Here is a 14,369-nt window from a genome sequence, read left to right as displayed (position 1 = left end):
CATCTCCACACATAATGGCTTGAGTTGCTAAAATGATAGATTTAAGACCCGAGCCACATACTTTACTTACATTAAAAGCAGGGACTTCATTGGGAATATTTGCTGCTATTGCTACTTGCCGCGCAACATTTTGACCTAAGCCAGCGCATAACACATTACCCAAAATAACTTCATCGACATTACATGGATCCAAATTTATCTTTTTAAGTGCTCCTGTAACTGCCCTTGCGCCTAGTTCAACTGCAGAGACATTTTTAAACACGCCACCTAAAGCACCAATAGGTGTTCTAACAGCTGAAACAATAACGACTTCCTTCATTCTGCATACCTCCATTTTTAAAATATGAATGAAAGGTTAGAGCATCTTTTTTTTGAAGTCTAAGTCTTGTTTTTAATAATATCTATAAGTTAAACTTATAGATATTTTATTAAAAAACATAAATGGTTCGATTCAGCTTATGGATATTCGACAATTAAAATATTTTATTGAAGTCGTTAAATCTAATTTTAATCTCTCTTTAGCATCTCAACGACTCTATATTTCACAATCAGCATTAAGTCAATTTATTAAATCATTTGAGGATGCTGAAAATGTTGAACTTTTTGAACGTTACAAAGGAAGATTACAAAAACTTACCCCTGCAGGCGAAATATTTTACGACAATGCAAATAAAATTCTAAATCAATACAATGGTATGCTAAGTGAAATTCGAGAAGGATCAACACAACTTAAAGGGACGATAAAGATTGGAATTCCCCCCTTAATTTTAGGTGTAGTTTTTGCAGATTTAATTGCTCAGTTGATCATTAATAATCCGAGCGTCAAATTTGAAATAATAGAAAAAGGCGCTTATGAACTCAGTAAAATGTTTTTAGTAGATGAGCTGGACTTTGCGATATTACTTCAACCAACAAACATAGATCCCAATATTATAGATGAGCACTTGTTACAAAAAGATGAGCTAAGTGCTTTTATGAATGTTAATCATTCACTATCGGTTAAGGAAAAAATTGATTGGGGCGATCTTAACAATAAATTATTAGCCACATTAGATCCCTCTTTTATTATTCAGCATCAGTTACAAAAAAAATTTGATAAGTATAGTATTACCCCTAAAAAAACCACAATGTCTTCGTCGTGGGATTTTTTGATGTTGATTATTAAAAACTCGGAATTTATTACCGTTCTACCTTCACCTGTATCTAATATCTATTTTGATAAAAATATCATTCAAAAACCGTTTAAAGATCCCATATCTTGGAATGTTTTACTCTGCCGTAGAAAAAAAGAACGTTATACAAAACTTCAACTTTTTGTTTTTGAATATATTATTGATTATTTTAATACACCTAAAAAAGGATAATATCTGCAATAAACTAAATAAAAAAATAAATATGCACGGCAATTACAACCAATAAAACCTTACTGAATAAAGTAATATTGTAAAATTTTAATGATGAAACACTTGTGTGTCTCTATAATGTATTGTTAACAACCTAACTAAGCTTTGAATATAATGACAATAAAAGAAATAACACCAATAGATCTCGCTCAAAGAATAAAACAGCATGACAAACTATTTCTACTTGATGTACGCGAACCTAATGAAGTAGAAATTTGTGCAATAGCGGGAGCAATACATATTCCTATGAATCTCATACCACTTTATTTAGATAAAATCCCAGATGAAATTGATATTATTATTTATTGCCATCATGGTGTAAGGAGTCTTAACGTTGCAAATTACTTGGTTGAAAATGGATTTGATTGTGATGTTCTCTACAATTTAACTGGTGGCATTGACGCTTGGGCTCGAACTGTTGATACCAGTATGCCTAAATATTAAAAAGCCCGCATTTAAACGGGCTAAATGATCACTATTCTTGTGGCATAACCCAATAACCATTTTGATTATGTGTTTGCATGTAATCTTTAAATTGTTGTGATTGGTAAATACGCTTTATATCTTTTGCCCATTGACTATTTTCATTACCTTCATTAACTACAACCATAATTTCTAAATCAGGAATAATTGTTTCAGACAAAAGTGCTTTTTTCGAGTCAATATTAGCGGAATAAACGATACTGCCTGGAATGACGGCGAAATCTAACTCATTTAAAACTCTTGGAATATTGGCTGAATCCATTTCAACAATATCAACACCCGCAATATTTTCGGCAATATCATTTTTGCCGACAATAATTGGATTACTATTTGGTTTTAACTTAATCCAACCAGCTTTTTCCAACAAGTTGTAAGAGCGTGCTGCATTTGATGCATCTTGAGGAATTCCAATTTTAGCACCCGGAAAAACATTTTTTATCGACGTATACTTATTCGAAAATATTGCAGCGGGAACCGAAGGTACATGCACCACTGGTTTTAAATGAGCTTTGCGTTGACTATTAAACACATCCATATATGCAGTATGTTGAGCTACCGTTAAATCAATACTGCCTTCACTTAATGCCACATCTGATTCTAATAAATGTGGAAAATTAACTAACTTAACTTTATAGCCTTCTGATTCTAGTATTGGTTTAACCGCATCATTAAACAGATCATTGTACGGTCCTGGTGAAACGCCCATACTGATCTCTTTTTTAGTTTGATTATCGGTTTTCGATGATGAGTTATCACATGCTGTAATAAAAAAAAGAGAACTAAATAAAGCTAACACCACAACATTATTAACTAATTTTTGCTTGATGAACCTCATTTTCATTTGAACTATCCTCAGTGAAGTGTAAATTTTAAAACTACTCTAACACATAAAAAATAATTCATTTATTCCATGTAATTCTATCTTATAACTTTTTGGAATAAGTTATAAAAAACGATTATTAGAGCCAAAATATCAGCTGTGCTACTGTAAAAATATCAATATTTTTATCAATTGGACTTACCATGACAAAAGCTATTGCACCCATTATCGAGCAGCTTTTTCTCGACTTACATCAAAATCCAGAGCTTTCAAATCAGGAGTTTGAAACAACCAAAAAATTAAGGTATTACTTAGAAAAAGCGAATATTCGCATATTAGAGCTAGGCGCAAAAACTGGTGTTATTGCTGAAATTGGTTCAGGCTCACCAGTCTTAGCCTTAAGAGCCGATATTGACGCCCTACCCATTTTTGAACAATCAGATTGCCAATACCGTTCAACCCAAAACGGAGTAATGCATGCTTGCGGTCATGATCTGCATACTTCTGTTTTAATGGGAGCAGCTTACTTATTGAAAGCCAATGAACGACATTTAAAAGGAACGGTTCGATTACTTTTTCAACCCGCTGAAGAAAATTTTAGTGGAGCATTACATTTTATAGAAATTGGTGCACTTAATGGCGTTGATGTTATTTTAGGAATGCACAATAATCCTAATTTAACCATTAACCAAATGGCTTCTCGAGCAGGCCCCTTTTCAGCAAACGTTGACCGAATTGAAATCACAATAAAAGGGGTTGGAGCCCATGCGGCAAGACCTGAGTCAGGAATTGATCCAATTGTTATTGGTTCACAAATTATTAGTGCTATCCAAACAATATCAAGTCGTACAATAAGTGGTCTTGATGCTGTGGTTGTCAGCATTACAAAATTCTTAGGTGGGAACACATGGAATGTCATTCCTGAAATTGTTGAGATGGAAGGCACTGTAAGAACGCTAACTCCTGATATAAGGTTAAAAGTCAAACAACAATTAAAAAGCATTGTTGAAAATATTGCACTTAGCATGGGAGCCAAAGCAGAGTTGAGATGGTTCGATGGCCCGCCATCAATCATAAATGTTGCTAAGTGGGTCGATTTTTGTCAAAAGATTGCCAAACAACAAGGTTATGAAGTTATTGATTTTCAACCGCAACTTGGTGGTGAAGATTTTGCCCACTATTTGCATCATGTACCTGGCGCATTTATCAATCTTGGTTCACAAAGCCCTTATGCTTTACATCATCCAAAATTTTTAGTTAATACTGACATGATAATGCCAGCAGCCAACTATTTAGCCAATCTCGCTAAGCAAGGATTAATTGAAGTAGCACAACATTGATAGGTATCACATAATGATAAAATTTGAAAATGTATCGAAACAATACGAACGAAATGGAGTTACCACCCAAGCATTACAAAACATCAACTTAACTATCCAAAAAGGCGATATCTACGGCATTATTGGTTATAGTGGTGCAGGAAAAAGTACGCTAGTTCGTCTGATAAACTTTCTTGAAAAACCAACTCAAGGCAATGTTGTTATTCAAAACCAACCATTGAATCAGTTATCAAACTCTCAATTACGCCAAGTTCGCCGTAAAATAGGCATGATTTTTCAACATTTCAATTTACTTGAATCCAAAACCGTATATGAAAATGTTGCGATCCCTCTAGTTCTCATCAAAAAAGATAAACAAACGATTAAAAAGAAAGTTCATGAACTGCTCGAATTTGTTGGATTAAGCGATAAAGCTAATAGCTATCCTAAAGAGCTATCAGGTGGGCAAAAGCAACGTATTGGAATTGCTCGGGCCTTGGCGAACGATCCCGATATTTTGCTTTGTGATGAAGCCACATCGGCACTCGATCCACAAACTACTCAAGCTATTTTGGAATTAATAAAAAAAATTAATGATAAATATAAAATAACTGTCGTTCTAATTACCCATGAAATGCATGTAATACAGCAAATATGTCACAAAGTAGCAGTTATGGAAAAAGGTAAAATTATCGAACATGGCAATGTACTTGATGTCTTTGGTCATCCAACGCATAAAACCACACAAAAATTTGTTAGTTCAGTTATTAATGACCAAATCCCTGAAGGTGTTGTTGAAAATCTGCTAAAAATTGAGGGTGATAAACATAATATTAAGTTGTTTAAGCTTGAATTTTTAGGTCGTTCGGCCTCAGAGCCGGTTATGAACGCATTGATCTTACAGCAGAAAGTAGTAGTGAATATTTTATTTGCCCATATGTCTGAAATCGAAAAAACGGTATTAGGCAGTATGTTTGTTCAATTAAAAGGAAGTGATAATAATATCGAACAATCAGTGCAATTTCTTCGCGAAAATGGGGTTAACGTTACAGAAATCAAACATTGGGAGAACAACTAATGGAAATAGTCAACGATTTTATCAATTATATAAATACTAATTTTCTAACCAGAGTAACCGTTGAGCAATATGCACAAGCATCATTAGACACATTATATATGGTTGTTTTTTCATTAATATTAGGCGCATTAATCGGCGTTCCATTAGCGATCTGCTTAGTCACCACCCGACCATCTGGTTTACTCGAAAATAAACGGGTTTATCAGATTATCAACCCAATTATTAATTTTGTTCGCTCATTACCTTTTATTATTTTACTCTTTTCACTTCATTCATTTACTTACTTTATAGTTCGCACATCAATCGGTACGACAGCAGCAATTGTGCCCTTAACTTTTTATGTTGCTCCTTATATTGCTCGGCTTGTTGAAAACTCATTATTAGAGGTAAAAAGTGGTATTATTGAAGCAGCTGAATCGATGGGCGCAACGCCAGTACAAATTATTTGGCACTTTATGCTACCAGAAGCATTTAGTTCATTGATTTTAACTTTCACAACCGCCACAATTGGTTTGATTGGGGCAACAGCAATGGCAGGGGCTATTGGCGCAGGTGGTATTGGAGATGTCGCCTATTCGCAAGGTTATCAACGTTTTGATGATACCGTCATATATATCTGTGTTGTGATCTTAGTTATTGCAATACAAATTGTACAAAGCATTGGTAATTATTTGGCACGCAAGGCAAGACACGAATGATCTCAACTAATTAAACCCTATTGCAATACTTTATACTGGCGTTTATTTCAAAACGCCACTATTTACTACAAAAAATCTATAAATATAATTCAATATTCTCATATAGTTAAAATATTAAAAAAGTTTTAGCATAAAATGACGAACAAATAAATTCAGCATATTTTATGATTACCATCACTAAATCAGCTACTTGGTTAATACATTTGTTTATTTGTAATAATCAAGTAAAATAACCGACATTTAATTATGGTAGTGTAGGAACTCATTGTGACCAACACATTACAACAAAATCTGGTCGAAATACACGATATGTCTTTTTATCGTGGGACTCGTCCAATTTATAAAAATATGAACTTGACGGTTCCCAAAGGCAAAGTTACCGCAATTATGGGGCCATCGGGAATAGGTAAAACTACACTATTAAGACTGATTGGCGGGCAACTTAAGCCACAATCAGGTCAAATTCTATTTGATGGTGAAGATATACCTAGTATGACTCGTTCAAGGTTATATGAAGTCCGTAAAAGAATGAGTATGTTATTCCAATCTGGGGCTCTATTTACTGATTTATCAGTATTTGATAATGTTGCTTATCCATTAAGAGAACATTTTAATTTACCAAAACCTATTTTACATAATTTGGTATTAATGAAATTACAATCAGTAGGACTTCGTGGTGCAGCTAACATGATGCCTTCAGAACTATCTGGTGGAATGGCACGGCGGGCAGCATTAGCCAGAGCAATAGCACTCGATCCTGATCTAATCATGTTTGATGAACCTTTTGCTGGGCAAGATCCTATATCCATGGGCGTAATTGTCAAACTTATATCTGAAATTAACCAATCACTTGGATTAACCTGTATTGTTGTTAGCCATGATGTTAGTGAAGTATTAAGTATTGCCGATTATGCCTATATTGTTGCTGAACAACATATTATTGCTGGCGGTACATCTGAAGAATTACGCAATAATGATGATTTACGAGTAAAACAATTCCTTGAAGGATTAGCCGATGGCCCAGTACCATTTCATTATCCTGCGGATGATTACAAATTAGACCTAAGTAGAGGTGCAAACTAATGTTAAACTTAATTGCAAAACTTGGGCGATCAATAATCAATATTATCGCGATGCTAGGTCGCTCAGGCGTAATGCTATTTGGTGCACTTATCGGTAAACCTCAATTTAGCAAACAATTCCCATTACTTGTTAAACAATTTTACTTTGTCGGTGTACAATCGCTATCAATTATTATCGTATCCGGTCTTTTCATAGGAATGGTACTAGCACTACAAGGTTACTTCATTTTAACCACCTTTGGTGCTGAAGCCAGTTTGGGGATGCTAGTCGCACTTGCCCTGTTGAGAGAACTTGGGCCTGTAGTAGCAGGATTACTATTTGCAGGCCGTGCCGGCTCAGCGTTAACCGCTGAAATTGGTCTAATGAAGGCCACCGAACAATTATCAAGCATGGAAATGATGGCGATCGACCCATTAAGACGAATTATCGCGCCAAGATTTTGGGCTGGATTTTTTTGTATGCCGTTTCTAACAGCAATTTTTGTCGCTGTTGGCATTTTAGGTGGTGTATTAGTAGGTGTTGATTGGAAAGGTATTGATGCAGGATTTTTTTGGTCATCCATTCAAAGTAATGTCGATTGGTGGCACGATTTAGGCAATTGTTTTATTAAAAGCTTTGCATTTGCAATCGCTAGTACTTGGATTGCTCTATTTAATGGCTATGATTGTGTGCCAACATCAGAAGGAATCAGTCGGGCAACAACGAACACCGTTGTCTATTCATCATTAGTTATTTTGGGGTTAGATTTTATTTTAACCGCATTAATGTTTAGTAATTGAGGTCATTAAACATGAGTCGTAAAGTTGAAATTACAGTAGGGTTATTTATGGTGCTGGTTATCTGCTCAGTGCTATTTTTATGTTTTAGGGTTACCGATCCAACGTCTTTCGCTCGTCATAACTCCTACCGTGTTTATGCTGTATTTGATAACATTGGTGGATTAAAAGTAAGATCACCAATTAAAATTGGCGGTGTAGTGATTGGTCGTGTAAGTAATATTAGTCTTAAATCAGAAAAAGGTGCAACGTATAAACCTTATGTCACTATGGATTTAGATGCTCAATACAATAGAATTCCAAGTTCTAGCTCACTTTCAATCAAAACTTCTGGCCTATTAGGTGAACAATTTATTGATATCAATTTTGGATTAGATCAAAGCATTGAACATGAACTTGATTCATTAGATTCTGATACCACTACAACAACGAGTAATAGTAATAATAAACCAGCTTATCTTATAGATGGTTATGTCATTAACAATACAAAACCAGCCATGGTGATCGAAGACTTGATTGGACAATTTTTATATAGCACTGGCGGATCATCAGATAAAAAACAAGATACCAATGATAGTAAGGAGTAACTATGTTAACCAAATTTAAACAAGCCCTTTTTTTAGTACTTGCATTAGTAATAAGTTCTTCAGCATTTGCAAACGATCCTTATAACGATATGCAAGTTGCTGCTGACAAAATATTTAGTACGATGAAAGCTCAATCAGCATCAATTAAGTCAAATCCAAATAAACTTAAAGATATTGTAAGAGCGGATTTATTGCCTTATGTCCAAGTTAAATATGCAGGCGCATTAATTTTAGGTGATGCTTATAAATCAGCAACTGACGCACAACGAACAGCTTATTTCAAAGCTTTTGAAAACTATTTAGTTCAAGCTTTTGCTCAAGCACTTTCTATGTACAACGGTCAAACTTACCAAGTTGAAGCACCAAAAGATTTAACTAACAAATCACTTATTTCAATTCGCGTGCTTTTAAATCAGCCAGATAAAAATCAACAACCTATTCGTATCGATTTCCAATGGCGAAAAAATACAGTAACAGGTGAATGGAAAGCTTATGACTTAACAGCTGAAGGAGTAAGCATGGTTACAACTAAACAAAACGAATGGGCAGCTATTCTTCGCCAAAATGGAATAGATGCATTAACCAAACAATTAAATGATCTATCCAATCGCAAAATTGATCCAAACGCTAAACAAAAAGGTTAGTTCATTATGTCGCGAATCCAAGCAGAAAAACAACAAAATGCACTTAATTTAATCGGTGAACTTGATTTTCACTCTTTAAATGATTTATGGATTGCTCAAGATACACTATTAAGCAATGTAAGCCATATCGATGTATCTAGAGTAACACGGGTTGACTCTTCTGGACTCGCGACGCTTGTCTATTTTTGTAATCAATATAATGTAAAATTGACTGGGATCAGCCCACAATTACAAACACTCATTGAGCTTTATGATTTGCAAACAGTGATTAATCATTAAAAATGATGCAATTTGAAAGCTCAAAAACCCCGTTCCTCAACTTTTTTTTATAAAATAGTTAATACTGAGTTTAAATAATGGATAAACAAGAAATTATAGCTAAATTAAAAAATTCACTTAAACTTGACGATGTTCATGTAATGACAAATGATGGCAGCCATTTTCAAGTTATTGCCGTTGGTGAAATGTTTGCTGAATTAAGTCGTGTAAAAAAACAACAAGCTATTTATGCACCATTAGCGGAATTTATTAATGATAATCGAATCCATGCATTATCAATCAAAACCTATACACCAACTGAATGGCAACGTGAGCGAAAATTAATGGGTTTATAATTAACCCCCATGAACATAGAAACTTGAATAAAGTTTTTTTAGCCACATGTTTTATAAATAAACATAATCATTGCATAAGGTATTCCAGAATGACTAACCCACTATTAAGTAATTCATCATTACCCCTATTTTCACAAATCAAACCTGAGCATGTTTTACCAGCGATTAAAGAGACATTAAACAATTGTCGTAAAACGATTGAATCTGTGCTTGAACAAAATAGTGAATATACTTGGGATAATCTTGTTCAACCCATTGATGAAATGGATGAAAAATTTAGCCGAGCATGGTCACCGGTTAGTCATCTTAATTCAGTGAAAAACAGCCCAGAACTACGTGAAGCATATGAAGCTTGCTTACCTTTGCTATCTCAATACAGTACTTGGGTAGGACAACATAAACCACTATATAATGCCTATAAACAACTTAAAGATAGCAAACACTTCGAAAATTTAAGCAAAGCACAAAAAAAAGTAATCAACAATGCATTGCGGGATTTTGAATTATCGGGTATTGGATTGGCAGATGATAAACAAAAACGTTATGGTGAAATTGTTGCCAAACTTTCAGAATTATCATCTCAATATAGTAATAATGTATTAGATGCCACTATGGGCTGGTCAAAATTAATCACGAATATTGAAGATTTATCCGGAATGCCTGAAAGTGCCTTAGCCGCAGCTAAAGAACAAGCTAAGGCAAAAGAGCAAGATGGTTGGTTATTAACGCTCGATATTCCAAGTTATTTACCGGTAATGACTTATTGCGATAATCGAGATTTACGATTTGAACTCTATCAAGCATACAATACTCGAGCGTCTGACCAAGGATCTAATGCCGGTAAGTGGGATAATACAGAAATCATTAAACAAATTATATCGCTTCGAGCTGAACTTGCTCAGTTACTTGGTTTTGACACATATGCCGATAAGTCATTAGCAACTAAAATGGCTGAAACTGTAACGCAAGTTACCGCATTTTTAACCGATTTAGCAACCAAAGCTAAACCTCAAGGTGAAAAAGAATTAGCCGAACTTAAAAGATATGCTTATGAATATTTTGGTGCAAGTGATATCAAACCATGGGATATCGCTTATTACAGCGAAAAACAAAAACAACATCTTTATACCATCAATGATGAAGAACTTCGTCCATATTTTCCAGAGGATCGAGTTATTAGTGGATTATTTGAAGTCGTTCGTCGTATTTTTGGCATTACTGCAAAACAGCGTCATGATGTTGAAGTTTGGGCACCTGAGGTAAAATTTTATGATTTATATAATGCCAATGGTGAATTAAAGGGTAGCTTCTATCTTGATTTATATGCTCGTGAACATAAACGAGGTGGTGCTTGGATGGATGATTGTATTGGTAAAATGCGTTTTGCTGATGGCCATATCCAAAAACCTGTTGCCTATTTAACATGTAATTTCAATCGACCAATCGGTGATAAACCAGCATTATTTACTCATAATGAGGTAACCACATTATTCCATGAATTTGGTCATGGACTACATCATATGTTAACTGAAATTGATGTGTCATCAGTGGCTGGTATTAATGGTGTTCCATGGGATGCCGTTGAATTACCAAGTCAATTCTTAGAAAATTGGTGCTGGCAGCCTGAAGCTTTAGAATTTATTTCAGGTCATTATCAAACTGGCGAACCATTACCTCAAGAAATGCTAGAAAAAATGCTTGATAGCAAAAACTTCCAAGCTGCATTATTTATTCTGCGTCAGTTAGAATTCGGTTTATTTGATTTTAAATTACATAGCGAAAAAACACCTGATATTTTAGAAACTTTAAAACAAGTCAGAGAACAAGTTGCAGTAGTACCAACCGTAGATTGGGGACGATTCCCTCACGCATTTAGTCATATTTTTGCAGGAGGTTATGCCGCAGGTTATTACAGTTATCTATGGGCTGAAGTTTTATCTGCTGATGCGTTTTCTCGCTTTGAAGAAGAAGGTATCTTCAATGCAAATACAGGTAATGCTTTCCTTGACAATATATTATCTCAAGGTGGCAGTGATGAACCAATGACATTATTCAAAAATTTCCGTGGTCGTGAACCGCAACTTGAGGCATTACTTCGTCACTATGGTATCCACTAAAGTTAACACTGCTCAGCTCAAAAAGTTAGCTGAGCAGTGGCTATTCGAGCATCCTGATCTTCCATTTACTCTCGTTAATCAAAACAATCAACTTGAGTTACAAAAAACTGATGAACCTAAATTAGGTGCAATCGCGGTTAATTTTGTGTCTGGTGCGATGGCTCATCGTCGTCAATTTGGTGGTGGTCGTGGTGAAGCGATAGCTAAAGCTGTTGGCGTTAAAGGTAATTATTTACCCACTATTATTGATGCAACAGCTGGATTAGGACGAGATGCATTCGTATTAGCTTCTATTGGTTGCCATGTTACTATGTTTGAGCGACATCCTGTTGTTGCTGCCTTGTTAGAAGATGGGCTTAATCGTGCTTATCAAGATCCAATCATTGGTCAGCAATTACAAAAACTGTTACATTTAATTTATAATTCAAGTTTACTTGGGCTCAATTCACATCAAGAAAAACCTGACGTTGTTTATCTTGATCCGATGTTTCCGCATCGACAAAAAAGTGCATTAGTGAAAAAAGAGATGCGCATTTTTCAACAATTAGTTGGTAACGATCTCGATGCAGAAAGCCTACTTGAACCCGCAAGACGATTAGCTAAAAAACGCGTTGTGGTTAAACGACCTGATTATGCACCATTTTTAGCCAATCAAAAACCAACGGCGGAAATTAAAACTAAAAATCATCGTTTTGATATTTACACACCATGTTTATAGGAATAGTATTTGAAAATGCGACTGGATAAATTTCTAGCTCACCATCTAGGGGTAAGCCGAACAATAGTCAATAAAGAACTGAAAGCCCAAAAGGTAACTGTTAATGGAGCTGTTGTAAAATCAGGTGCTTACCATATCTCAGATGATCAAATTGTAGAATATGATGGTTTCGAAATTATACCTATTACCGAAAATCGTTACTTCATGCTCAATAAACCACAAGGTTATGTTTGTTCTACTGATGATCCTGATCACCCAACTATCCTCTATTTTATTGATGAACCTATGTCTGAAAAGCTGCATTCAGCAGGTCGACTGGATTTAGACACCACTGGGCTAGTTTTATTAACCGATGATGGTAAGTGGTCACATCGCATTACTTCTCCTAAACATCATTGTGAAAAAGTTTATCAAGTAACCGTTGAGCAACCTCTTAATAATGATCTTATTGAGATATTTAAACAAGGTATTCAGCTAAAAAGTGAAAAAACACTTACTCAACCAGCTAAATTAGTTATCCTTGATGATTACCATGCAGAACTTACAATAAGTGAAGGCCGATATCACCAAGTGAAACGAATGTTTGCAGCTGTAAATAACCATGTCACCCAGTTGCATCGTAAACAGATTGGCAATATTATTCTTGATATACCTGAGGGCGAATACCGCCCTCTTACTCAAGATGAGATCAATTCGTTTAATTAGCCGTTTGATTCTTAACTAATGTTTTCTTTTACTAGGTTTTATTGTTAAAACTTAGTAACTTTGTATCCAAAGGAATGACAACGTGCAAACACAAGAACCACAAGTAGAAATTAAAGTTTCTAAACAAGCACTTATCTTTATTCTTGGTTTCATTTCAATGTTAATGCCATTATCTATTGATATGTATTTACCAAGTATGCCAACTATTGCGAACAAATTTAATGTCGCCGATTCAACTGTGCAGTTGACAATCAGTTTCTATTTATTAGGATTTTCATTAGGTCAGCTTTTGTTTGGTCCACTCACCGATAGTTACGGACGAAGAAAAGTTTTAACTGCTGGACTAATTATTTTCATAATTGCAGCATTATGTTGTGGTCTTGCTGCTAATATAAATCAGTTAATCACAGCCCGATTTTTTCATGGAATAGCAGCATCAGCAACCACTATTGTTATTAATGCATTAATGAAAGATATCTATCGCGATCGTGATGATTTTTCTAAAATGATGTCTTTTGTAACATTGATATCGAATGTTGCCCCATTACTCGCTCCGATTATTGGTGGTTTTATTCTTTATTGGTTCGATTGGCAAGCTAACTTCTATGCGCTTTGCTTAATGGCGATTATTTGTTTTGCATTAGTAACAATCAATATCCCTGAAACATTAGCCAAATCCAAACGTGATAAATTCAGTATAATTCGAATTTTAAGTAACTTCATTGCCCTATTTAGACATAGACAAGTGTTTACTTACATGATGATTGGTGCATTTTCCGGAGCCGGATTATTTTCCTTTCTAAGTTTAGGACCATTTGTCTATATGAACTTACATGGTGTTGCATCAACCAATTTCGGCTATTACTTTGCTATTAATGTTATGGTCATGGTTTCAATGAATACGCTCAATAGCCGTATTGTAAAACGGGTTGGTTCTATTAAGATGATTCAGTTAGGCTTACTCCTCCAATTTATTACAGCCATAGGTATGGCTACAGTGAGTATATTTGACTTAGGTTTTGTCTTTTTAGTGGCATGTATTGCTGGTTATATCGGTTGTATTTCAACCATAGGTGGTAATTGCATGGCTGTAATACTCGATTATTATTCTCATATAGCAGGCACAGCCTCCTCGCTTGCAGGCACCATCCGCTTTGCCGTCGCTGGTGCTATCGGAGTCTTACTTTCAACACTCGTTTCAACTCATAATACAGCAACTGTTACGAATAATTTAACAGAATGGCTAATGGTTGGCTCAATGGTTATCTGTAACTTTTTTGCGGCCGGATTGTTTTTGAGTGTCAAAAATATAAAAAGGAATTAA

16 protein-coding genes and 1 pseudogene are annotated in these 14,369 nt (G+C 35.0%); 15 read left to right on the top strand and 2 right to left on the bottom strand.

What is annotated here, in order from left to right; translation table 11 throughout:
- Window positions 1-319 (bottom strand): annotated as a pseudogene (locus J3U16_RS02920) (acetyl-CoA C-acyltransferase); the annotation flags it as partial.
- A 139-nt stretch (window positions 320-458) separates the two neighbouring features.
- Here J3U16_RS02920 and J3U16_RS02915 point away from each other — a divergent pair.
- Complete coding sequence (locus J3U16_RS02915; RefSeq protein WP_267330458.1) at window positions 459-1,364, top strand: LysR family transcriptional regulator; 906 nt, start codon at window positions 459-461, stop codon at window positions 1,362-1,364.
- 153 nt (window positions 1,365-1,517) lie between these two features.
- Window positions 1,518-1,847 carry a rhodanese-like domain-containing protein gene (locus tag J3U16_RS02910; RefSeq protein ID WP_267330457.1) on the top strand — a complete coding sequence of 110 codons (330 nt, stop codon included), beginning with the start codon at window positions 1,518-1,520 and terminating at the stop codon, window positions 1,845-1,847.
- A 31-nt stretch (window positions 1,848-1,878) separates the two neighbouring features.
- Here the strand turns inward: J3U16_RS02910 and J3U16_RS02905 are convergent, their stop codons facing one another.
- Complete coding sequence (locus tag J3U16_RS02905) at window positions 1,879-2,727, bottom strand: MetQ/NlpA family ABC transporter substrate-binding protein (protein ID WP_220225705.1); 849 nt, start codon at window positions 2,725-2,727, stop codon at window positions 1,879-1,881.
- A gap of 182 nt (window positions 2,728-2,909) precedes the next feature.
- Here J3U16_RS02905 and J3U16_RS02900 point away from each other — a divergent pair, with 182 nt between their 5' ends.
- The 13 genes from J3U16_RS02900 (at window position 2,910) to J3U16_RS02840 (ending at window position 14,369) form a co-directional block, all read left to right on the top strand.
- Window positions 2,910-4,046 carry an amidohydrolase gene (locus tag J3U16_RS02900; RefSeq protein ID WP_267342487.1) on the top strand — a complete coding sequence of 379 codons (1,137 nt, stop codon included), beginning with the start codon at window positions 2,910-2,912 and terminating at the stop codon, window positions 4,044-4,046.
- Window positions 4,047-4,059: 13 nt separating this feature from the next.
- Window positions 4,060-5,103, top strand: a complete 1,044-nt coding sequence (locus tag J3U16_RS02895; RefSeq protein ID WP_267330455.1) for a methionine ABC transporter ATP-binding protein — start codon at window positions 4,060-4,062, stop codon at window positions 5,101-5,103.
- Window positions 5,104-5,201: 98 nt separating this feature from the next.
- Window positions 5,202-5,801 (top strand): methionine ABC transporter permease, encoded by a 600-nt coding sequence (locus J3U16_RS02890; RefSeq protein WP_065563747.1) that lies wholly within the window; start codon window positions 5,202-5,204, stop codon window positions 5,799-5,801.
- Window positions 5,802-6,065: 264 nt separating this feature from the next.
- On the top strand, window positions 6,066-6,884 hold the full coding sequence (gene mlaF / locus J3U16_RS02885; RefSeq protein WP_081299570.1) for a phospholipid ABC transporter ATP-binding protein MlaF: 819 nt from the start codon (window positions 6,066-6,068) through the stop codon (window positions 6,882-6,884).
- The gene (mlaE, locus tag J3U16_RS02880) at window positions 6,884-7,663 is read left to right on the top strand and encodes a lipid asymmetry maintenance ABC transporter permease subunit MlaE (protein ID WP_065563612.1); all 780 of its coding nucleotides are present in this window, start codon (window positions 6,884-6,886) and stop codon (window positions 7,661-7,663) included. The genes mlaF and mlaE overlap by 1 nt, the downstream gene beginning before the upstream one ends.
- A gap of 11 nt (window positions 7,664-7,674) precedes the next feature.
- A complete protein-coding gene (gene mlaD / locus J3U16_RS02875; RefSeq protein WP_065563613.1) occupies window positions 7,675-8,247 on the top strand; it encodes an outer membrane lipid asymmetry maintenance protein MlaD in 573 nt (190 codons plus the stop codon).
- Window positions 8,248-8,249: 2 nt separating this feature from the next.
- The gene (gene mlaC, locus J3U16_RS02870; protein ID WP_065563614.1) at window positions 8,250-8,891 is read left to right on the top strand and encodes a phospholipid-binding protein MlaC; all 642 of its coding nucleotides are present in this window, start codon (window positions 8,250-8,252) and stop codon (window positions 8,889-8,891) included.
- Between the two features lie 6 nt (window positions 8,892-8,897).
- Window positions 8,898-9,170: an STAS domain-containing protein gene (locus J3U16_RS02865; protein ID WP_267330454.1), complete on the top strand. Its 273-nt coding sequence runs from the start codon at window positions 8,898-8,900 to the stop codon at window positions 9,168-9,170.
- Between the two features lie 77 nt (window positions 9,171-9,247).
- On the top strand, window positions 9,248-9,505 hold the full coding sequence (locus J3U16_RS02860; protein ID WP_267330453.1) for a BolA family protein: 258 nt from the start codon (window positions 9,248-9,250) through the stop codon (window positions 9,503-9,505).
- 89 nt (window positions 9,506-9,594) lie between these two features.
- Complete coding sequence (prlC, locus tag J3U16_RS02855) at window positions 9,595-11,622, top strand: oligopeptidase A (protein ID WP_267342485.1); 2,028 nt, start codon at window positions 9,595-9,597, stop codon at window positions 11,620-11,622.
- A complete protein-coding gene (locus J3U16_RS02850) occupies window positions 11,609-12,340 on the top strand; it encodes a class I SAM-dependent methyltransferase (protein WP_267331803.1) in 732 nt (243 codons plus the stop codon). The genes prlC and J3U16_RS02850 overlap by 14 nt, the downstream gene beginning before the upstream one ends.
- Window positions 12,341-12,355: 15 nt before the next feature.
- Window positions 12,356-13,045 (top strand): 16S rRNA pseudouridine(516) synthase RsuA, encoded by a 690-nt coding sequence (gene rsuA, locus J3U16_RS02845; RefSeq protein WP_220225696.1) that lies wholly within the window; start codon window positions 12,356-12,358, stop codon window positions 13,043-13,045.
- A gap of 82 nt (window positions 13,046-13,127) precedes the next feature.
- Window positions 13,128-14,369, top strand: coding sequence for a Bcr/CflA family multidrug efflux MFS transporter (locus J3U16_RS02840; RefSeq protein ID WP_220225695.1), 1,242 nt, complete (start codon window positions 13,128-13,130; stop codon window positions 14,367-14,369).

The organism is Gilliamella sp. B3023 (assembly GCF_026536845.1).
Classification (GTDB): Bacteria; Pseudomonadota; Gammaproteobacteria; order Enterobacterales; family Orbaceae; genus Gilliamella; species Gilliamella apicola_E.
Note: the sequence above shows the minus strand (reverse complement) of the source record. Positions and strands in the feature narration are given on the sequence as shown.